Consider the following 19,684-nt stretch of genomic DNA (forward strand, 5'->3'; position numbering starts at 1 on the left):
TCTGAAGAAAATTTATCTTATCCCCACTTTTTGTTCGTGAGCTGGTTGTCATCGTCGGGATGACGCGTCACCGGCTCACGTGTCGTTATTCTAGCCTTTCCAGGAAAATTATGAGCAAGAGCACCGCTGAGATCCGTCAAGCGTTTCTCGATTTCTTTCATAGTAAGGGTCACCAGGTTGTAGCGAGCAGCTCCCTGGTGCCTAACAATGATCCGACATTGCTGTTTACCAATGCCGGCATGAACCAATTTAAGGATGTTTTCCTGGGGCTGGACAAACGCGCCTATTCCCGTGCCACCACCTCGCAGCGCTGCGTGCGCGCAGGCGGCAAGCACAATGACCTGGAAAACGTCGGCTATACCGCCCGTCACCACACCTTCTTTGAAATGCTGGGCAACTTCAGCTTCGGCGATTACTTCAAGCATGACGCGATCAGCTACGCGTGGGAACTGCTGACCGGTGAAAACTGGTTCAACCTGCCGAAAGAGCGACTGTGGGTCACCGTGTATGAAACCGATGACGAAGCGTTCGACATCTGGCAGAAGCAAATCGGCGTACCGGCCGAGCGCATTATTCGCATCGGCGACAACAAGGGCGCGCCTTTCGCTTCCGATAACTTCTGGCAGATGGGCGACACCGGCCCATGCGGCCCGTGCACCGAGATTTTCTACGATCACGGCGATCACATCTGGGGCGGCCCTCCAGGCAGCCCGGAAGAAGACGGCGACCGTTACATCGAGATCTGGAACATCGTTTTCATGCAGTTCAACCGTCAGTCCGACGGCACCATGCTGCCGTTGCCGAAACCTTCGGTGGATACCGGCATGGGTCTGGAGCGCATCGCGGCGGTGTTGCAGCATGTGAACTCCAACTATGAGATCGACCTGTTCCGTACCCTGATCGCCGCCGTAGCGAAAGTGACCGGCGCGACCGATCTGGACAACAAATCCCTGCGCGTTATCGCTGACCACATCCGTTCCTGCGCCTTCCTGGTGTCGGATGGCGTGATCCCGTCTAACGAAAACCGCGGCTACGTGCTGCGCCGCATCATTCGTCGCGCGATCCGCCATGGCAACATGCTGGGCGCGAAAGACACCTTCTTCTACAAGCTGGTGGCGCCACTGATCGAAGTGATGGGCCCGGCGGCCGACGAACTGAAACGCCAGCAATCGTTGGTGGAGCAGGTGCTGAAAACCGAAGAGGAGCAGTTTGCCCGCACGCTGGAGCGTGGCCTGGCGCTGTTGGACGAAGAGCTGGCCAAGCTGCAGGGCGATACCCTGGACGGCGAAACCGCTTTCCGTTTGTACGATACCTACGGCTTCCCGGTCGATCTGACCGCTGACGTCTGCCGCGAGCGCGGTCTGAAAGTCGATGAAGCGGGCTTTGAAGAAGCGATGGAAGCGCAGCGCCGCCGTGCGCGCGAATCCAGCGGTTTCGGCGCCGATTACAACAGCCTGATCCGCGTGGACGGCAGCAGCCAGTTCAGCGGTTACGATCACGACGAGCAGCAGGCAACTGTCATCGCGCTGTTCCGCGACGGCCAGCCGGTCGATCGGATCAACGCCGGCGAAGAGGCGGTGGTGGTGCTGGATGAGACGCCGTTCTACGGTGAATCCGGCGGCCAGGTCGGCGATAAAGGCGTGCTGAAAGCCGCCGGCGTAGAGTTTGTGGTCAACGACACCCAGAAATACGGCCAGGCTATCGGCCACCAGGGCAAACTGGCGCAGGGCTCGCTGAAGCTGAACGATCGCGTGGATGCGCAGATAGACGCTGAGCGCCGCAACAGCATCCGTCTGAACCACTCCGCGACTCACTTGCTGCACGCCGCGCTGCGCCAAACGCTGGGCGACCACGTCGCGCAGAAAGGCTCGCTGGTTAACGACAAATATCTGCGTTTCGACTTCTCGCACTTCGAAGCGATGAAGCCGGAGCAAATCCGCGCGGTGGAAGATCTGGTGAACCAGCAGGTGCGTCGTAACCTGCCGGTACAGACCGAGCTGATGGCGTTGGAAGATGCCAAAGAGAAGGGCGCGATGGCGCTGTTCGGCGAGAAGTACGATGACAACGTGCGCGTACTGACCATGGGCGACTTCTCCACCGAGCTGTGTGGCGGTACTCATGCCAGCCGCACCGGCGATATTGGCCTGTTCCGCATTCTGAGCGAGTCGGGCACCGCGGCGGGCATTCGTCGTATTGAAGCGGTGACCGGCGCAGGCGCTATCGCCACGCTGCACCAGCAAAGCGATTTGTTGCAAGACGTTGCGCAGTTGGTTAAGGGCGACAGCAACACCCTGACCGATAAAGTGCGCTCGGTGCTCGATCGCACCCGCGCGCTGGAAAAAGAACTGCAGCAGCTGAAAGATCAGCAGGCGGCGCAGGAAAGCGCGTCGCTGTCCAGCCAGGCAAAAGTGGTTAACGGCGTGAAGCTGTTGGTCAGCCAGTTGGACAATGTCGAAGCCAAAATGCTGCGCACCATGGTGGATGACCTGAAAAATCAATTGGGTTCGGCCATCATCGTGCTGGCAACGACGGCTGATGACAAAGTCAGCCTGGTTGCAGGCGTGACCAAGGATCTGACTGACCGCGTGAAAGCCGGCGAGTTGATCGGCAACGTGGCGCAGCAGGTAGGCGGCAAGGGCGGTGGTCGCCCTGATATGGCGATGGCGGGGGGGACGGATATCAACGCCCTGCCAGCGGCGTTAAACAGCGTAGAAGCCTGGGTGGCCTCGAAGCTGTGAACATAAATAAATAGCACGCACAAACGCCATAATACTTTGTTGATTATGGCGTTTTCATACTGTGCTAACACAATTTAGTTACAATTGCGGGAACAAAGTTTTTCAGGTCGGCTAAACTTACCATTATCTGAGGTGGGACCAAGTCTGCTTACACTTATTGTGGGTTGCGCGGCTTACGTTTTCACCACATATGATGGATAATGACGGGGAAACTGAGAGACCCGACTCTTTTAATCTTTCAAGGAGCAAAGAATGTTAATTCTGACTCGTCGAGTTGGTGAAACCCTCATGATTGGCGATGAGGTTACGGTCACTGTGCTAGGGGTAAAAGGCAACCAGGTGCGTATTGGTGTGAACGCCCCCAAAGAGGTTTCGGTTCACCGTGAAGAAATCTATCAGCGCATTCAGGCAGAGAAGTCTCAGCAGACGACTTACTGATTCCGAAGCAGCGTCTCGTTGCCAGACGAGACGCTACTGCATCGTTTTACCCACTTCTTTCGTTCTCCCCTCTCTTTTTCGTGATTATTTTCCCGGTTAGTTCCCTGCTTTGTTGCTACAGATGCTGCGGTTGCCTGTTGATAAAACGCCCTTTTTGCCGTGAAATCGCCCATGTTGGGTGCGAATTGTGCAAACGCGCATGAGTTGGGAAAAATTGTTTGACTTAAAAGTCGGAGAAAGTAATATGTGCGCCACGCAGTGCCGATGAGCTTCTCTAAAGCAAGTTAGGCGCAATTCGAAAGAAGCGTATGGTGAGGTGGCCGAGAGGCTGAAGGCGCTCCCCTGCTAAGGGAGTATGCGGTCAAAAGCTGCATCCGGGGTTCGAATCCCCGCCTCACCGCCATTTGCATCCATAGCTCAGCTGGATAGAGTACTCGGCTACGAACCGAGCGGTCGGAGGTTCGAATCCTCCTGGATGCACCATATTTTCCTCATGTGTCGCGAAGCGAGAGTTTCAGACAGATGACGAGCAAGAAAGTGCTCGAAGGAGGATAACATTGCTTAAGCAATGGCCCGTAGGGCGAGGCGCTAGCGCCGAGTAATCCTCCTGGATGCACCATATTTTGCAGTATGGTGGGGTAGTAACAACATACCATACGGTATCAAAAAAGAATTCCTGTGCATCCATAGCTCAGCTGGATAGAGTACTCGGCTACGAACCGAGCGGTCGGAGGTTCGAATCCTCCTGGATGCACCATTCTTTCCGTCATGCTTCGTTAGTGAAGCAGGCAAGCAGTAAAAAATAGACATGCATCCATAGCTCAGCTGGATAGAGTACTCGGCTACGAACCGAGCGGTCGGAGGTTCGAATCCTCCTGGATGCACCATCTAAGAGAAACCCGCTTCGGCGGGTTTTTCGCTTTTCAGCATTTAGCCATTCTCTCCCCCCCGTCCTCCTTTGCGCCCGATCGGGCACAGCACATTCCGTTATGACGCAGTCAGCGACAACCCAACGGCTTTACGCTAAAGTAGTTTTCTTTCCTCAACGATCATGGAGTAACGATGTACGACCGCTATCAGGGTCTTATTTTCGACATGGACGGCACGATTCTGGACACCGAGCCAACGCACCGCAAAGCGTGGCGTGAAGTGCTGTCCCGTTATGGCATGATGTTTGATGAAGCGGCCATGGTGGCGCTGAGCGGTTCACCGACCTGGCGCATCGCCCAGGCGATTATCGCCAGCCATCAGGCCGATCTCGATCCCCATCACCTGGCCGCGGAGAAAACCCGCGCGGTGGAAGCGATGCTGTTGGACAGCGTGCGTCCATTGCCGCTGATCGAGGTGGTGAAGTCCTATCATGGCCGCCGTCCGATGGCGGTCGGTACCGGCAGCGAGCACCGCATGGCGGAAATGCTGCTGCGTCATCTTGGCCTGTTCAACTGCTTCGACGCGATCGTCGGTGCGGACGACGTGCAGCGCCACAAACCGGAGCCGGACACCTTCTTGCGCTGTGCCGAACTGATCGGCGTGCCGCCGGAAAAATGCGTGGTGTTTGAAGACGCCGATTTCGGCATTCAGGCGGCGAAAAGTGCCGGTATGGCTGTGGTAGACGTCCGTACGCTGTGAGTAGTACGCTAGCCGTAATATCGTTATTTGGCAGTAGCTTCCTCAGTGCGACGCTGCTGCCGGGAAATTCAGAAATCGTTCTGGTCGCCTTGCTGACCCAGAGTCGCGTCTCGCCGGAGTTGCTGGTGCTGGCCGCGACCCTGGGCAATACGCTGGGTGGCTTGACCAATGTCATTATCGGGCGCCTGTTACCGGCGTTGAAACCACAGCGGGGGCTGGCAACGGCGCTCGGGTGGCTGCAACGCTTCGGCCCGGCTGCGCTGCTGCTCAGTTGGGTGCCGGTGGTGGGCGATTTGTTGTGCGTGTTGGCAGGTTGGCTGCGCATGCCCTGGGGCTCTGTCGCGCTGTTTCTGTGTATCGGAAAGGCGCTGCGTTACATCGTTTTGGCTATGATAACGGTACAGGGTATCGCCTGGTGGCAGTAACCAAGTGAATATAACTCAATATTCTCTCGGGTGCGGATTCAGTATGCTTACGAGTTATTGTTTTTAGAAGCGGGAGGTCAATTTGATCCCGGACGTATCACAGGCGCTTTCTTGGTTGGAAGCCCATCCCCAGGCATTAAAAGGCATTCGTCGCGGCATCGAGCGTGAAACGCTGCGGGTCACGCCGAACGGCACCTTGGCGACCACCGGGCATCCGGAAAAGCTGGGCGCGGCATTGACGCACCACTGGATCACCACGGATTTCGCCGAAGCGCTGTTAGAGTTCATTACGCCGGTTGATGACAACATCGATCACCTGCTGACGTTCCTGCGCGATATTCATCGTTACGTGGCGCGCAATATCGGCGATGAGCGCATGTGGCCGCTCAGCATGCCGTGCTTTATCGAAGCCGAGCAGGATATCGAGCTGGCGCAGTTCGGTTCGTCGAACATCGGCCGCATGAAGACGCTGTACCGCGAAGGGCTGAAGAATCGCTACGGCGCGTTGATGCAGACCATTTCCGGCGTGCACTACAACTTCTCGCTGCCGCTGGAGTTTTGGCAGGCCTGGGCCGGCGTGCAGGACGCAGAAAGCGGTAAAGAGCAGATCTCGGCGGGGTATTTCCGCCTGATCCGCAACTATTACCGTTTCGGTTGGGTGATCCCGTATCTGTTCGGCGCATCGCCGGCCATTTGTTCTTCGTTCCTCAAGGGGCGTGAGACCAATCTGCCGTTCGAGCGCACCGAGCAGGGGATGTGCTACCTGCCGTACGCCACCTCGCTGCGTCTGAGCGACCTGGGTTACACCAACAAGTCGCAGAGCAATTTGGGCATCACCTTCAACGATCTGCACAGCTATGTGGCCGGTCTGAAGCGGGCGATCGCGACGCCGTCCGAAGAGTTCGCCAAGCTGGGCGTGAAAGAGGGCGATCGCTACCTGCAGCTGAACAGCAACGTGCTGCAAATAGAGAACGAGCTGTATGCGCCGATCCGGCCGAAGCGCGTGACCCAAAGCGGCGAGACGCCGTCGGACGCGCTGCTGCGCGGCGGCATCGAATATATCGAAGTGCGTTCGCTGGATATCAACCCGTTCTCGCCAATCGGCGTGGACGCGGTGCAGGCGCGTTTCCTGGATCTGTTCCTGGTGTGGTGCGCGCTGGCCGATGCGCCGGAGATGAGCAGCGATGAACTGCTGTGCACGCGCAAGAACTGGAACCGGGTGATTCTGGAAGGGCGCAAGCCGGGCCAGACCATCGGCATCGGCTGTGGCGCCAGCCATGAACCGCTCGAAAAAGTGGGTAAGGCGCTGTTCGCCGATCTGCGTCGGGTGGCGGAAGTGTTGGACGGCGAAGCCGGCAACCGTCAATACCAGCAGGTGTGTGATGAGCTGGTTGCCGCGTTCGACGATCCTGAGTTGACCTTCTCTGCGCGCATTCTGAAGGCGATGAAGGCGGAAGGCACTGGGCGCGTCGGGTTGCAGCTGGCGGAGCAGTATCGTAAGACGTTGCTGGAAGAGCCGTTGGAAATCCTGAACGAAGCCGAGCTGGATAAAGAGCGGGAAGCCTCGTGGCAGCGCCAACGCGACATAGAAGCCAATGATACGCTAAGCTTTGAAGCGTTCCTGAAGCAAAACGGCGGAAGCTGAAAAAGAAAAAGGCCACATCAATGTGGCCAAATATGCATCTCTGATGACAGGGATGATGATAACAAATGCGCGTCTTTCACATACTCAGACTCGCAGGGTTAGAAAAGGTTTCCCGGTTAGGAAAAAAAGTTTCGAAATAAATGCTCTTTTACGAGGAGGTAGCGAAATGCCATTGCTGGATAGCTTTACCGTCGATCATACCCGTATGGCAGCTCCGGCTGTCCGCGTTGCGAAAACCATGAAAACGCCTCATGGCGATACCATCACGGTGTTTGATCTGCGCTTTTGCCGCCCGAACCTGGAAGTGATGCCCGAGCGCGGCATTCACACGCTGGAGCACCTGTTCGCCGGCTTTATGCGTGACCACCTGAATGGCCAGGGCGTGGAGATTATCGACATCTCCCCGATGGGCTGTCGTACCGGTTTCTACATGAGTCTGATCGGCGTGCCGGAAGAGCAGCGCGTAGCCGATGCGTGGAAAGCGGCGATGGCCGACGTGCTGAAAGTGACCGACCAGCGCAAAATCCCTGAGCTGAACGAATACCAGTGCGGCACTTACCATATGCACTCGCTGGAAGAAGCGCAGGAGATCGCCAAGCACATCCTGGATAACGACGTGGTGGTTAACCACAACGACGAGCTGGCGCTGCCAAAAGAGAAGCTGCAGGAACTGCATATCTAGCCGCGAGTTTCCCGCAGAGATAAAAAAAGACGCGATTTCGCGTCTTTTTTACTTTCAGGCCGGCGGTCAGTGGTGGCCGACGCTGGATTGCAGCGAGGTGATCGGCGTGACCCGCACCTGTTTGATCATGTTGCCCTGCACGTCGAGAATGTCGATATCGTAGTGGCCGATACGCACCCGGGTGCCGGTTTCAGGGATCTCTTCCAGCTCTTCGAGCAGCATACCGTTGACGGTGCGAGCCTCGCTGGCCGGCAGGGTCCAGTTGAAGGCCTTGTTCAGCTCGCGCACGTTGGCGGTACCGTCGATCAAGACCGAGCCATCGCTCTGCGGCGTGACCTCTTCCGCCAACGTTGGTGACATAGAGGTGGTGAAGTCGCCGACGATCTCTTCGAGAATGTCTTCTACCGTGACCAGGCCCTGAATGTCGCCGTACTCGTCGACCACGATGCCGACCTTCTCTTTGTTACGCTGGAACTTCACCAGCTGCACGTTCAGCGGCGTGCCTTCCGGCACGAAGTAGATTTCATCGGCGGCGCGCAGCAGGTTCTCTTTGTTGAACTCTTTTTTCTCGGTCATCAGGCGGTAGGCTTCGCGCACGCGCAGCATGCCGATCGCGTCGTCCAGCGAGCTGCGATACAGCACGATGCGGCCGTGCGGCGAGTGGGTCAGCTGGCGCATGATCGACTTCCAGTCGTCGTTGACGTCGATGCCGACGATCTCGGTGCGCGGCACCATGATGTCGTTAACCGTCACCTTTTCCAGATCCAGCACCGAAATCAGCATGTCCTGGTTGCGTCGGGAGATTTGCGACTGGGATTCGCGCACGATAGTGCGCAGTTCATCCTTGCTGACGGCGTCGCTGATGCGCACGTTGGTGCGGATGCCGAACAGGCGCAAGGTCAGGCTGGTGATGCCGTTGAGCAGCCAGACCAGCGGGAACATCACCTTTTGCAATGGCGCCAGCAGGACGCTGCTGGGGAAGGCAATACGTTCCGGATAGAGGGCGGCGAAGGTCTTTGGCAGCACTTCGGCGAACAGCAGCACGGCGAAGGTCAGTATGCCGGTCGCGATCGCCACGCCGAGATCGCCATACAGCCGCATGCCGACGATGGTCGCCAGCGCCGAGGCGAGGATGTTGACCAGGTTGTTGCCGATCAGCACCAGGCCGATCAGCCGATCCGGTTTTTGCAGCAGCTTCTCCACCCGACGCGCCGAGCGGTTGCCCTGTTTGGACAGGTGACGCAGGCGATAACGGTTGAGCGTCATCATGCCGGTTTCGGAAGCGGAGAAGTAAGCGGAGACCACGATCATGATCACCAGGATAATGATGAGGGTCCCCGTCGACACATGCTCCAATGCAGTATTCCTTATAGAGAGGGAGAATTGAGCCGGGCTGGCTTAGCGCACCATCACCTGCTGAATCAGACGACTGCCGAAGTAGGCGAGCGTCAGCAGGAAAGCGCCGGCGAAGCTGAACCAGACGACGCGGCGGCCGCGCCAGCCTTCATGGTAATGGCCCCACAACAGCACGATATACACGAACCAGGCCATGATCGACAGCACGGCTTTATGCACGTTCTCTTTGCTGAACAGATTATCCATGTACAGCAAGCCGGTGCACAGGGTGAGCGTCAGCAGCACCACGCCGATCTGGGTGATATGGAACATCTTGCGCTCGATGCTCATCAGCGGCGGCATGTCGGCGCTAAAGGTCAACTTCTTGTTTTTCAGAAGGTAATCGAGCCAGGCGAGCTGCAAGGCGTAGAGCGCGGCGATGATCAGGGTAGCGTAAGAGAACAGCGCCAGGCCGATATGCACCATCAGTTCCGGGCTGGCTTCCAGGTGAGTGATGAACTCGCCGGGCATGAAGCTGGCGAAGGCCAGGTTGATCATCGCGAAGCTGTAGACGATCGGCAGCAGGAACCAGCCGCGGTCGCGCGAGGCGACGAAGGTCATCACCGAGCAGATGATCAGGCTGACGATGGAGCCAATGTTCAGCAGGCTGAGATTCTGCCCGGCGCTGACGTCAAAGATGCGCTGCTGCAGCGCGATGGCATGGCAAATCAGCGCCACCACCGCCGAGACGAGGGCAAGCCGACGGTATGCGCTGTTCTTCCGCAACAAGCTGGGAATGATCAGTCCAAGGCTGAGCAGGTAGGCCATCAAAGCCACAATGGAGAAAACTGGCATAGCGTTTAATTTTGCTTCGGCGTGGTTAATTGGAGTGTCAGTATAACGTTGCGCGCGTTTCACTCCAACCTATCTCCAACGCTGAGGCAGAGATCCGCCGCGCTTCGTGTTATCATCGGCGCAATTGTGTCGCCGGAGCGGCCTGTCATTACACGTTGAGCATGAGACGATGTTTGAAAATTTAACCGATCGACTGTCGCGCACGTTGCGCAATATCAGCGGCCGCGGGCGGCTGACCGAAGAGAATATCAAGGAAACCCTGCGTGAAGTGCGCATGGCATTGCTGGAAGCGGACGTTGCGCTGCCGGTGGTGCGCGACTTCATCAACCGCGTCAAAGAGAGCGCGGTCGGCCATGAAGTCAACAAGAGCCTGACGCCGGGGCAGGAGTTCGTCAAGATCGTCAAAGGCGAGCTGATCGCCGCGATGGGCGAAGTCAACACCGAGCTGAATCTGGCGGCCCAGCCGCCGGCGGTGGTGCTGATGGCGGGCTTGCAGGGTGCCGGTAAAACCACCAGCGTCGGTAAACTCGGCAAATTCCTGAAAGAAAAACAGAAGAAGAAAGTGTTGGTGGTTTCCGCGGACGTTTATCGCCCGGCGGCGATCAAACAGCTGGAAACGCTGGCGGAAGGCGTCGGCATCGATTTCTTCCCGTCTGACGTCAAAGAAAAACCGATCGACATCGTCAATCGCGCGCTGCAACAGGCCAAGCTGAAGTTCTACGACGTACTGATCGTCGATACCGCCGGCCGTTTGCACGTTGACGAAGCGATGATGGACGAGATCAAACAGGTGCACGCGGCGATCAAGCCGGTGGAAACCCTGTTCGTGGTCGACGCCATGACCGGCCAGGACGCCGCCAATACCGCCAAGGCGTTTAACGAAGCGCTGCCGCTGACCGGCGTGGTGCTGACCAAGGTCGACGGCGACGCGCGCGGCGGTGCCGCGCTGTCCATCCGTCATATCACCGGCAAGCCGATCAAATTCCTCGGCGTGGGCGAGAAGACCGAAGCGCTGGAGCCGTTCTACCCGGATCGCGTGGCATCGCGCATCCTGGGCATGGGCGACGTGCTGTCGCTGATCGAAGATATCGAAAGCAAGGTCGACCGCGAGCAGGCGGAGAAGTTGGCCAACAAGCTGAAGAAGGGTGACGGTTTCGATCTGACCGACTTCCTGGAGCAGCTCAAGCAGATGCGCAACATGGGCGGCATGGCCAACATGCTGAGCAAGCTGCCGGGCGCCGGCCAGCTGCCGGACAACGTCAAGTCGCAGATGGACGATAAAGTGCTGGTGCGCATGGAGGCGATCATCAACTCGATGACGCTGAAAGAGCGCGCCAAACCGGAAATCATCAAGGGCTCGCGCAAGCGCCGCATCGCGATGGGGGCCGGCATGCAGGTGCAGGACGTCAACCGCTTGCTGAAGCAGTTCGACGAAATGCAACGTATGATGAAGAAGATGAAGAAAGGCGGTATGGCGAAGATGATGCGCGGCATGAAAGGTATGATGCCGCCGGGCTTCCCAGGCCGCTGATGGGCCTCCGCACGCCGAGTGTGGGCGCTTTCAGCATTCGCCGTTCGCGGTGAAAACCGCCCGAAATTTGACAGGCAGCAAAAGTTGTCCCCTGCGATCGACGCTTTAGATTGCTTTTTGCGCCAAAATGAGTAAAATTTTCGGGCTTTTTATATTGCAACCGGGCCCCGTCCCTCAATGGGGCCCGGCTGTTTTATTAACTAAAGAGGATGTTATGGTAACAATTCGTTTGGCACGTGGCGGCGCTAAAAAGCGTCCGTTCTATCAAGTAGTAGTGACCGACAGCCGCAACGCTCGTGATGGTCGTTTCATCGAGCGCGTAGGCTTCTTCAACCCGATCGCTTCCGGTCAGGCTGAAGCACTGCGTCTGGACCTGGACCGCATCGAGCACTGGGTTGGTCTGGGTGCAACCGTTTCTGATCGCGTTCACGCGCTGATCAAAGACGCTAAGAAAGCAGCTTAATCTGTCGCGGTGGTGGCAATGAGCAAGCAACTCAAACCGGTAGCGCCTAAGCAGCCGATTGTACTCGGTAAAATGGGGTCCGCTTACGGCATTCGTGGTTGGCTCAGAGTGTTTTCATCCACCGAGAACGCCGAAAGCATTTTTGACTATCAGCCGTGGTTTATCCAGCAGGCGGGTCAGTGGCAGCATATCGAGTTGGAAGACTGGAAGCGCCACAGTCAGGATCTGATCATCAAGGTCAAAGGCATTGACGATCGGGACGCGGCGAATCTGCTGACTAATCGCGAGATTATGGTGGATTCTGAGCAACTTCCTCCGCTGGAGGGTGACGATTACTACTGGAAAGACCTGATGGGCTGCCAGGTAGTCACCACCGCCGGCTACGAGCTGGGTAAAGTCATCGATATGATGGAAACCGGCTCGAACGATGTGATGGTTGTGAAAGCGAACCTGAAAGATGCGTTCGGCATGAAGGAGCGGTTGATTCCGTTTCTTCATGGGCAGGTTATCAAGAAAGTCGATCTCACTGCCCGCGTGATTGAGGCAGATTGGGATCCTGGTTTTTGACCCCCGGATCAAACGGTCGAAGCAAGTGGAATAACGGTAAGGGGATTGGCTTGTGTTCATCGGTATTGTAAGCCTGTTTCCTGAGATGTTCCGCGCTATCACCGATTACGGGGTGACTGGCCGGGCAGTAAAAAATGGCCTGCTGAGCGTGCAGTGTTGGAGTCCTCGCGACTTCACCTACGACCGGCATCGCACCGTGGACGATCGCCCTTATGGCGGCGGCCCGGGAATGCTGATGATGGTGCAACCTTTACGGGAAGCCATTCATGCGGCGAAAGCAGCGGCAGGCGAGGGAGCAAAGGTGATTTATCTGTCACCTCAGGGGCGCAAGCTGGATCAAACCGGCGTGTGCGAACTGGCGGCCAATCAGAAGATGATTCTGGTGTGCGGCCGTTACGAAGGGATAGATGAGCGCGTAATCCAAACCGAAATTGACGAAGAGTGGTCAATCGGCGATTACGTTCTCAGCGGCGGGGAACTGCCGGCGATGACCCTGATTGATTCAGTCGCCCGTTTCATACCGGGTGTGCTGGGCCATCAGGCCTCAGCGGAGGAAGACTCCTTCGCCGACGGATTGCTGGACTGCCCGCACTATACCCGCCCAGAGGTGTTGGAAGGGATGGAAGTACCGCCGGTTCTACTGTCGGGCAACCATGCCGAGATACGTCGCTGGCGCTTAAAGCAGTCGCTGGGCCGAACCTGGCTTAGAAGACCTGAACTTCTAGAAAGCCTAGCTCTGACTGACGAGCAAGCGGTGTTGCTGGCTGAGTTCCAACGGGAACATCAGGCCAGGCAACAGGACTATGAAGGAAACGTCTGACATCAGACGGGACCGATATATCAGTTTACCTAGGGTAAGAGACATATTATGAGCAACATTATTAAGCAACTTGAACAAGAGCAGATGAAACAAGACGTACCTGCATTCCGTCCGGGTGATTCCGTGGAAGTGAAGGTATGGGTCGTTGAAGGTAGCAAAAAACGTCTGCAGGCATTCGAGGGCGTGGTTATCGCTATCCGTAACCGCGGTCTGCACTCTGCATTCACTGTTCGTAAGATTTCCAACGGCGAAGGTGTTGAGCGCGTATTCCAGACTCACTCCCCAGTAATCGACAGCATTGCTGTTAAACGTCGTGGTGCCGTTCGTAAAGCTAAACTGTACTACCTGCGTGAACGTACTGGTAAGGCTGCTCGTATCAAAGAGCGTCTGAACCGCGTTAACTAACGCTGCATCCAAAAGTTAATAGTTATCAGGGGTTGGCCTATGCCAACCCCTTTTTTTATCTGAAAATCCGGCTGCCTTGCATTTGCGAGATTTGGCCACGTTGTAGCGACATTAAAAAGCCTGCATCAGCAGGCTTTTTGCATTACAGCGCGGCGGCGCTTTGTTTATGCTGATTCTCCGGTGGGTGCGGCTGCGCCGGGACAATGTCATCGCCGGGCTTGACGATCACCCGTGCAACGGATTCGTGAGTGGCGAACGTACAGCTGCAGTTGATGTTGCGGCATTGATGGTAACGCTCTTTGGTCGACTCGCTCAGATAGCGACTGGAGCGAGTGTGGGCCACGTGACCGCATAGTGGACAGTGCATCATAAGAACCCCCCTTGAACAAATTAAGTGAAATTGTTGTGGCATCACCACTTAGGCGAGTGAGCCCGTCATGATGAGGCAATGCCTTGCAAGCACAGTGCGCGTTCCGTGGCGCGTCGCTGTTCCAGCCCCTTGTTTTTCTTTCCGTTTACGTAAACCCAACGTGGCAACTGATCGCAAGCCTGTTGCCACTGGCGCTGCTGCAGCAGCGTGACCAGCGTGGAGTGGCAGGCGGCGCTGATGCCCACGTTGAAGGCGAAGGCGATCACCGCGTCATAGGTTTCTTGTGGGAGCGTTTGCGGCAGGCAGGCGGCCATGCCACGCTCGGTGCGGCGAACATCGTCTACCAAATCCACAGCGGCTTGCCGCTCATCGATAGCCTGGCCCGGGATGACGCCGGCGGTGTGTCCAATGCCCTGTGTCCACACTCCGGCGCTGCACTGGTAAGGCGACAGGCGGCAACCTTCGAGATCGGCGATCAGCCTGAGGCCGGCTTCTGAGGTTTGCAGCTCGCCAAATGACGGTAACAGCACGGCGATGGCCAAAACGGCGGCGACGCTGCAGCGCTTAACGATTGCACTCATCGTAAATTTTCCTCCGTGATGCCGCATTGCGCTCAATAGCCTTCAAGATCTGCAGGCTTTTACGTCGGTAGTACCAGTTCACCAGAAACGTGCCGATTCCTACCGCCGCACCGACTAAAAAGGCAATGTCCTGCGGAGAGAGCCTGCCGAGCCAGGCGAGAAACAGCGCCATGGCGTAGGTGATGAATGAGGTGATTTTCTCCATAGCTTATGCTCACTTTGTTTACAGTCTCTCGGAGCTGGGGGTTATCGATGCGTTGTTGGCCACTCGCTATCGAAATCCATCATGCCACGAGGCTGTATAATAATTACTGTATATGCATACAGTATTAAGCTATTTGCTAAAGTCGTCAATGGGCGAGATGAATATTTTTAGCAGATTGTGCAAGAGAGAGCGGCGGGTATAAAAAAAGCCCATCGATGATGGGCTTCGAGAGATTCTGGGCGGGGGGAGGTTACAGGCCGTAGACCAGCGTGACCGAGGTGGTGGTATCGGTGTTTTTCGGTGCGGAGGCCGGCGGTTTGCTGTTGTAGGTCACGGTGTAGGCCACGCGCAGTGAGAAGCGATCGTTGATCGCCACGTTCAACGCGCTTTCCGAGTTCAGCGTGGTTTCCTCGTTCGCCAGCGCGGAAACGCCCTGAATGAACTTGGTGTTGTCGGTCAGCTGATAGGAATAGTTGGCCGCACCGTAGGCCAGCCCTTTGGTCGAGCGGCCGCCGCCGTGGTATTCGTCATGGCGTACGCCGGGACCAAATTCCACCCGCAGATCGCTGAGCGGCCCGTTGAGGAGTTGGCGGCCGTAACCGCCGGTCAGCGTGGAGCGCGAGTCATAACCGTTGAAACGGTCGCTCAGCCAGCTGGCCTGGCCGAACAGGTAGTTGCGATCGGTCAGGTTATAGCGCGTACGGCCACCGGCCTGGTACTTTTCGGACGAGCGCACGTTGGAGGAGGTGGTGTTGTTGGCCGCCCCCCACAGGCTATATGCCGCGTCGGTATTGAACCAGGTCATATTGGTGTTGGCCAACAGGGTGGAGCTTTGCGAGTTGCCGGACTGGGCGTTGTAGCCCGCCTGCACGTTGCCTTCGAACGGTTTCTTGGCGGTGGCCGGATCGTCCATCGCGGTGAAAAGCGTATTGTCGGCAAGGGCTGAAACACTGGTGAAAGTCGTTAAGCAGCAAATATACAGCGGAAAAGCGCGACGAGCGCGAGAAGAGAGCATCTTGGATCCAGTTGTTAAGGGTGGTTATTGTTGATGACGGTCACATTATATCGGTTCACTTCGGCGACAAAAATAGCCGCCATTAGCTTAAGTTTTTAATTTTTATTCCTCATTTATTCGCTTTTCTTCTACTTAAATTCATCGCTTTCGGCGGCATTTCGTGCTGAGCCTGACGGTATCCGCTACTGTCCGTTCGTGGGCGCCGAGACGGGCGGTGTATCTTCCCTGTAAAACTAATTGTACAAATATGTTTACGATTGGGTGTTTTGGTTCGCAGGGTGCCTAGGCGCGTTTTGATGATCCTGTAATTTTATTATATTTTTGATTTAAATGAATTTAATTGTATTTTATTGGTGTTTTTATACATGTTTTTTTATAAGCAAAAGCACGGTAATTTTTTATTTACGGAAATTGGATTGAAATCTTTACATCGCGTGATAAGGTAGAGCCCTGAAACGCTCAATGTTCCATTTCAACGCATAACGCCAAACGACAGGAATAGCATCATGCAAAAAGACGCGCTCAATAACGTACATATCAGTGCAGAACAGGTTCTCATCACGCCGGAGGAGCTGAAGAACCAGTTCCCGCTTAGCGCCGACGACGAAAATGAAATCGCCACCGCGCGCAACACCATCGCCAACATTTTGCAGGGGCGCGATCATCGCCTGTTGGTGGTGTGCGGGCCTTGTTCGATCCACGATCCGGATGCGGCGCTGGACTACGCCCGTCGTTTGAAAACCCTGGCGGCTGACTTGAGCGATCAGCTGTATATCGTTATGCGCGTCTATTTTGAAAAACCCAGAACCACTGTCGGCTGGAAAGGTTTGATCAACGATCCGTACATGGACGGTTCGTTTGACGTTGAAGCAGGCTTGCATATCGCGCGTCGCCTGTTGCTGGATCTGGTGGGCATGGGCTTGCCGTTGGCTACCGAAGCGTTGGATCCGAACAGCCCGCAGTACCTGGGGGACTTGTTCAGCTGGTCGGCGATCGGCGCGCGCACCACCGAATCGCAGACCCACCGCGAAATGGCTTCCGGCCTGTCGATGCCGGTCGGGTTCAAAAACGGCACCGACGGCAGTCTGGGCACCGCCATCAACGCCATGCGCGCCGCCGCTATGCCGCACCGCTTCGTCGGCATCAACCAGGCGGGCCAGGTTTGCCTGCTGCAGACGCAGGGCAACCCGGACGGGCACGTGATCCTGCGCGGCGGCAAAACCCCGAACTACAGCGCCGAGCACGTTGCGGCCTGTGAAAAACAGATGCTCGAGGCGGGACTCCATCCGTCCTTGATGATAGATTGCAGCCATGGCAACTCGAATAAAGACTATCGCCGTCAGCCGGCGGTGGCCGAGTCCGTGGTGGAGCAGATCAAAGCGGGCAACCGTTCGATCACCGGCATTATGCTGGAGAGCCATCTGCATGAGGGCAGTCAGTCTTCCGAACAGCCGCGTGCAGACATGCGTTACGGTGTGTCCGTCACCGACGCCTGCATCGACTGGGAGAGCACGGAAACGCTGCTGCGTCATATGCATCAGGAACTCGGCGCTGCGCTGACGGCACGCACGGGAGAAAAGTAAGTTATGGTGGCAGAACTGACCGCGCTGCGCGATCAAATCGACGAGGTGGACAAAGCGTTGCTGGATCTGCTGGCAAAACGCCTGCATCTGGTAGCGGAAGTGGGGGAGGTGAAAAGCCGCCACGGTTTACCGGTTTATGTGCCGGAGCGCGAGGCGGCGATGCTGGCCTCGCGCCGTCAGGAGGCGGAAAACCTCGGGGTGCCGCCGGATTTGATCGAGGACGTCTTGCGCCGCGTGATGCGCGAATCATACGTCAGCGAGAACGATAAAGGCTTTAAAACTCTGTGCCCACAGCTGCGGCCGATCGTCATCATCGGCGGCAACGGCCAGATGGGCCGGCTGTTCAACCGTCTGCTGACGCTGTCGGGTTATCAGGTCAGGGTATTGGATCAGGAAGATTGGCCGCAGGCGGAACAGCTGTTGGCCGACGCCGGCATGGTGATCGTCAGCGTGCCGATTCATGTGACAGAGCAGGTGATAAGCCGCCTGCCAACGTTGCCCGACGACTGTATTCTGGTGGATTTGGCGTCGGTGAAGAACCGTCCGCTGCATGCGATGTTGGCGGTGCACAACGGCCCGGTGGTGGGGCTGCACCCGATGTTCGGCCCGGACGTGGGCAGCGTGGCGAAGCAGGTAGTGGTTTACTGCGACGGCCGCCAGCCGGAGGCTTACCAGTGGTTGCTTGAGCAGCTGCAGGTGTGGGGCGCGCGGCTGCATCGCATCAGCGCGGTCGAACACGATCAGAACATGGCGTTTATTCAGGCGCTGCGGCACTTCGCCACCTTCGCCTACGGGTTGCACCTGGCGGAAGAGAACGTGCAACTGGAGCAGTTGCTGGCGCTCTCCTCGCCGATCTACCGGCTGGAGCTGGCGATGGTTGGCCGCCTGTTTGCGCAGGATCCGCAGCTGTACGCCGACATCATCATGTCGTCGGAAGAAAACGTGGCGCTGATTAAGCGTTACTACCAGCGCTTCGGCGAGGCGATAAAGCTGTTGGAGCATGGCGACAAACAGGCGTTTATCGACAGTTTCCGCAAGGTGGAGCACTGGTTCGGCGATTACGCCCAGCGCTTCCTGGTGGAGAGCCGCACGCTGTTGCGGCAGGCTAACGACAGCCGGCAGTAAAACGCGGGTGGTAAACGTAAAGGTAAGGGGTTCGGCTTGGCCGAACCCTTTTTTTATGGTTTCAGGATGGGTTGACCGGCACCACGGTGTCGCTCGGGTAACAGCCCAGTACCTTCAGCGAGCGGGTGATTGGTGCCAGATCGCGCAGCGCTTTTTGCATCGCGTCGGCACGCAGATTGGCCTGCACATCGATATAAAACATCTCTTCCCACGGATTGCCGTTGATCGGGCGTGACTCCAGCTTGGTCATGATGATGCCGTTGTCGCGCAGAACCAGCAGCGCTTCGACCAGTGCGCCGGATTGCTGGCCGGTCGCCATGATCAGCGTGGTTTTGGCCGGCACCTGTTCGGAGACGTCAATCGCTTTACGCGCCAGGACGATAAAGCGGGTGATGTTCTGCTGCTGGTTGGCAAGGTTGTGTTCCAGCACCTGCAGCCCGTACAGTGCGCCGCCGGCTTCGCTGCCCAGCGCCGCTACCTTCGGTGAATTCAGCTTGGCGACTTTCTCCATCGCGGCGGCGGTGCTTTCGGTGTATTCGATTTTCCAGTGCGGGAAGCGGTTCAGGAACTGGCTGCACTGCTGGAACGGCTGCGGGTGACTGTAGACGGTTTCAATCTGGCTCAAATCACTGTCGCCGGCAATCAGAACGCAGTGGTTGATCGGGTTAGTCAGCTCGCCGACGATCGACAGACTGGTGTGTTGCAGCAGATCGTACACCTCGTTAATCGAGCCGGAGCTGGTGTTCTCGATCGGCAGTATCGCGTAGTCCGCCTGGCCGGTTTCCACCTGGGTGAAGATATCCTGAAACTTCTGGCAGCCGCATTCGATCAGCTGATCGAAATGGCGGGCGGCGTATTGACGCGCCGCCAGATGTGAATAAGAGCCTTTCGGGCCGAGGAAGGCGATGCGGGCGGAGTGCTGGCTGACGGGGTTGAGCTGGTGCTGCAGCAGCGCCTGCTGGGTCAGAACGGAGTCTTCAATGATCAGTTGGAACAGGCGGGTGACGTAGAAGCCGTCCAGATCGTAAGGTTTGGCGGCGGCGATCAGCGCATCCAGCAGGTCGCGCTCGCGTTCTTTATCGCGGATCGGGCGGTGAGAGTGCAGCTTGGTCTTGCCGACTTCGATCGCCAGCTCACGGCGTTCCGCCAGCAGGGCCAACAGTTTCAAGTCCAGTGCGCTGATGCGCTCGCGCAGCACCAATAACGGGTTGTCAGTCATAATCAGCTTCCGCCTTCAGTTCTTATTCGTTGTAAAATAGCCATAAAAAAAGC

The 19,684-nt window shown here is 57.0% G+C and carries 21 protein-coding genes, 4 tRNA genes and 1 other annotated feature (1 of these 26 cut by a window edge); of the genes, 17 read left to right on the forward strand and 8 right to left on the reverse strand.

All coding sequences use genetic code 11. The annotated features are described in order from the left end of the window. Nucleotides 1–17: 17 nt before the first annotated feature. The gene (locus ACJ8QI_RS16890) at nucleotides 18–161 is read right to left on the reverse strand and encodes a hypothetical protein (protein WP_162091232.1); all 144 of its coding nucleotides are present in this window, start codon (nucleotides 159–161) and stop codon (nucleotides 18–20) included. Here ACJ8QI_RS16890 and alaS point away from each other — a divergent pair. The 10 genes from alaS to luxS all read left to right on the forward strand — a co-directional run bounded on the left by alaS (nucleotide 111) and on the right by luxS (nucleotide 7,557). After that, nucleotides 111–2,738, forward strand: coding sequence for an alanine--tRNA ligase (gene alaS / locus ACJ8QI_RS16895; RefSeq protein ID WP_060425322.1), 2,628 nt, complete (start codon nucleotides 111–113; stop codon nucleotides 2,736–2,738). The two genes, ACJ8QI_RS16890 and alaS, sit on opposite strands and share 51 nt — an antisense overlap. A gap of 252 nt (nucleotides 2,739–2,990) precedes the next feature. Next, entirely contained in the window at nucleotides 2,991–3,176 is a 186-nt protein-coding gene (csrA, locus tag ACJ8QI_RS16900; RefSeq protein WP_004091602.1) for a carbon storage regulator CsrA, read from the forward strand. Between the two features lie 310 nt (nucleotides 3,177–3,486). After that, a tRNA-Ser gene (locus ACJ8QI_RS16905) sits at nucleotides 3,487–3,579 on the forward strand. 3 nt (nucleotides 3,580–3,582) lie between these two features. Beyond that, a tRNA-Arg gene (locus ACJ8QI_RS16910) sits at nucleotides 3,583–3,659 on the forward strand. 197 nt (nucleotides 3,660–3,856) lie between these two features. Beyond that, nucleotides 3,857–3,933 (forward strand) — tRNA-Arg (locus ACJ8QI_RS16915). Between the two features lie 53 nt (nucleotides 3,934–3,986). Then, nucleotides 3,987–4,063, forward strand: a tRNA-Arg gene (locus ACJ8QI_RS16920). A 175-nt stretch (nucleotides 4,064–4,238) separates the two neighbouring features. Continuing rightward, nucleotides 4,239–4,805 (forward strand): fructose-1-phosphate/6-phosphogluconate phosphatase, encoded by a 567-nt coding sequence (yqaB, locus tag ACJ8QI_RS16925; protein ID WP_442532848.1) that lies wholly within the window; start codon nucleotides 4,239–4,241, stop codon nucleotides 4,803–4,805. Next, complete coding sequence (locus tag ACJ8QI_RS16930) at nucleotides 4,802–5,230, forward strand: YqaA family protein (protein ID WP_004932520.1); 429 nt, start codon at nucleotides 4,802–4,804, stop codon at nucleotides 5,228–5,230. Before yqaB ends, ACJ8QI_RS16930 begins: the two co-directional genes overlap by 4 nt. Nucleotides 5,231–5,312: 82 nt before the next feature. Continuing rightward, a complete protein-coding gene (gene gshA / locus ACJ8QI_RS16935; RefSeq protein ID WP_049273626.1) occupies nucleotides 5,313–6,875 on the forward strand; it encodes a glutamate--cysteine ligase in 1,563 nt (520 codons plus the stop codon). 166 nt (nucleotides 6,876–7,041) lie between these two features. Beyond that, complete coding sequence (gene luxS, locus ACJ8QI_RS16940) at nucleotides 7,042–7,557, forward strand: S-ribosylhomocysteine lyase (RefSeq protein ID WP_019455133.1); 516 nt, start codon at nucleotides 7,042–7,044, stop codon at nucleotides 7,555–7,557. Between the two features lie 66 nt (nucleotides 7,558–7,623). Here the strand turns inward: luxS and ACJ8QI_RS16945 are convergent, their stop codons facing one another. Beyond that, on the reverse strand, nucleotides 7,624–8,913 hold the full coding sequence (locus ACJ8QI_RS16945) for an HlyC/CorC family transporter (protein WP_038871814.1): 1,290 nt from the start codon (nucleotides 8,911–8,913) through the stop codon (nucleotides 7,624–7,626). A 42-nt stretch (nucleotides 8,914–8,955) separates the two neighbouring features. Continuing rightward, a complete protein-coding gene (locus ACJ8QI_RS16950; RefSeq protein WP_004932506.1) occupies nucleotides 8,956–9,747 on the reverse strand; it encodes a cytochrome C assembly family protein in 792 nt (263 codons plus the stop codon). A gap of 169 nt (nucleotides 9,748–9,916) precedes the next feature. On the opposite strand from ACJ8QI_RS16950, the gene ffh reads away from it, so the two are divergent. The 5 genes from ffh (at nucleotide 9,917) to rplS (ending at nucleotide 13,533) form a co-directional block, all read left to right on the forward strand. Next, nucleotides 9,917–11,278, forward strand: a complete 1,362-nt coding sequence (gene ffh / locus ACJ8QI_RS16955) for a signal recognition particle protein (RefSeq protein ID WP_004932504.1) — start codon at nucleotides 9,917–9,919, stop codon at nucleotides 11,276–11,278. A gap of 214 nt (nucleotides 11,279–11,492) precedes the next feature. Then, the gene (gene rpsP, locus ACJ8QI_RS16960; protein WP_004932501.1) at nucleotides 11,493–11,741 is read left to right on the forward strand and encodes a 30S ribosomal protein S16; all 249 of its coding nucleotides are present in this window, start codon (nucleotides 11,493–11,495) and stop codon (nucleotides 11,739–11,741) included. An 18-nt stretch (nucleotides 11,742–11,759) separates the two neighbouring features. Continuing rightward, nucleotides 11,760–12,308, forward strand: a complete 549-nt coding sequence (rimM, locus tag ACJ8QI_RS16965; RefSeq protein ID WP_019455135.1) for a ribosome maturation factor RimM — start codon at nucleotides 11,760–11,762, stop codon at nucleotides 12,306–12,308. A 52-nt stretch (nucleotides 12,309–12,360) separates the two neighbouring features. Continuing rightward, nucleotides 12,361–13,128 (forward strand): tRNA (guanosine(37)-N1)-methyltransferase TrmD, encoded by a 768-nt coding sequence (trmD, locus tag ACJ8QI_RS16970; RefSeq protein ID WP_004932485.1) that lies wholly within the window; start codon nucleotides 12,361–12,363, stop codon nucleotides 13,126–13,128. Between the two features lie 48 nt (nucleotides 13,129–13,176). Beyond that, entirely contained in the window at nucleotides 13,177–13,533 is a 357-nt protein-coding gene (gene rplS / locus ACJ8QI_RS16975; protein WP_060440742.1) for a 50S ribosomal protein L19, read from the forward strand. Between the two features lie 142 nt (nucleotides 13,534–13,675). Here the strand turns inward: rplS and ACJ8QI_RS16980 are convergent, their stop codons facing one another. From ACJ8QI_RS16980 to ACJ8QI_RS16995, 4 genes are all read right to left on the reverse strand, one after another. After that, nucleotides 13,676–13,903 (reverse strand): ogr/Delta-like zinc finger family protein, encoded by a 228-nt coding sequence (locus tag ACJ8QI_RS16980; RefSeq protein WP_016929021.1) that lies wholly within the window; start codon nucleotides 13,901–13,903, stop codon nucleotides 13,676–13,678. Between the two features lie 65 nt (nucleotides 13,904–13,968). Beyond that, complete coding sequence (locus ACJ8QI_RS16985) at nucleotides 13,969–14,484, reverse strand: lysozyme (protein WP_038871806.1); 516 nt, start codon at nucleotides 14,482–14,484, stop codon at nucleotides 13,969–13,971. Next, on the reverse strand, nucleotides 14,468–14,689 hold the full coding sequence (locus ACJ8QI_RS16990) for an HP1 family phage holin (RefSeq protein ID WP_038871804.1): 222 nt from the start codon (nucleotides 14,687–14,689) through the stop codon (nucleotides 14,468–14,470). The genes ACJ8QI_RS16985 and ACJ8QI_RS16990 overlap by 17 nt, the downstream gene beginning before the upstream one ends. Nucleotides 14,690–14,939: 250 nt before the next feature. Next, nucleotides 14,940–15,704 carry a DUF481 domain-containing protein gene (locus tag ACJ8QI_RS16995; RefSeq protein ID WP_047728881.1) on the reverse strand — a complete coding sequence of 255 codons (765 nt, stop codon included), beginning with the start codon at nucleotides 15,702–15,704 and terminating at the stop codon, nucleotides 14,940–14,942. A gap of 506 nt (nucleotides 15,705–16,210) precedes the next feature. On the opposite strand from ACJ8QI_RS16995, the gene ACJ8QI_RS17000 reads away from it, so the two are divergent. Continuing rightward, on the forward strand, nucleotides 16,211–17,287 hold the full coding sequence (locus tag ACJ8QI_RS17000) for a 3-deoxy-7-phosphoheptulonate synthase (RefSeq protein ID WP_442532849.1): 1,077 nt from the start codon (nucleotides 16,211–16,213) through the stop codon (nucleotides 17,285–17,287). Between the two features lie 3 nt (nucleotides 17,288–17,290). Beyond that, complete coding sequence (tyrA, locus tag ACJ8QI_RS17005) at nucleotides 17,291–18,412, forward strand: bifunctional chorismate mutase/prephenate dehydrogenase (protein WP_100396071.1); 1,122 nt, start codon at nucleotides 17,291–17,293, stop codon at nucleotides 18,410–18,412. A gap of 61 nt (nucleotides 18,413–18,473) precedes the next feature. On the opposite strand, the gene pheA is transcribed toward tyrA, so the two are convergent. Then, nucleotides 18,474–19,631, reverse strand: coding sequence for a bifunctional chorismate mutase/prephenate dehydratase (pheA, locus tag ACJ8QI_RS17010; RefSeq protein ID WP_060425327.1), 1,158 nt, complete (start codon nucleotides 19,629–19,631; stop codon nucleotides 18,474–18,476). A 42-nt stretch (nucleotides 19,632–19,673) separates the two neighbouring features. Next, nucleotides 19,674–19,684: a sequence feature (Phe leader region), on the reverse strand (it continues 116 nt past the right edge of the window).

The organism is Serratia sp. CY84636 (assembly GCF_052166245.1).
GTDB classification, from domain to species: Bacteria; Pseudomonadota; Gammaproteobacteria; order Enterobacterales; family Enterobacteriaceae; genus Serratia; species Serratia nevei.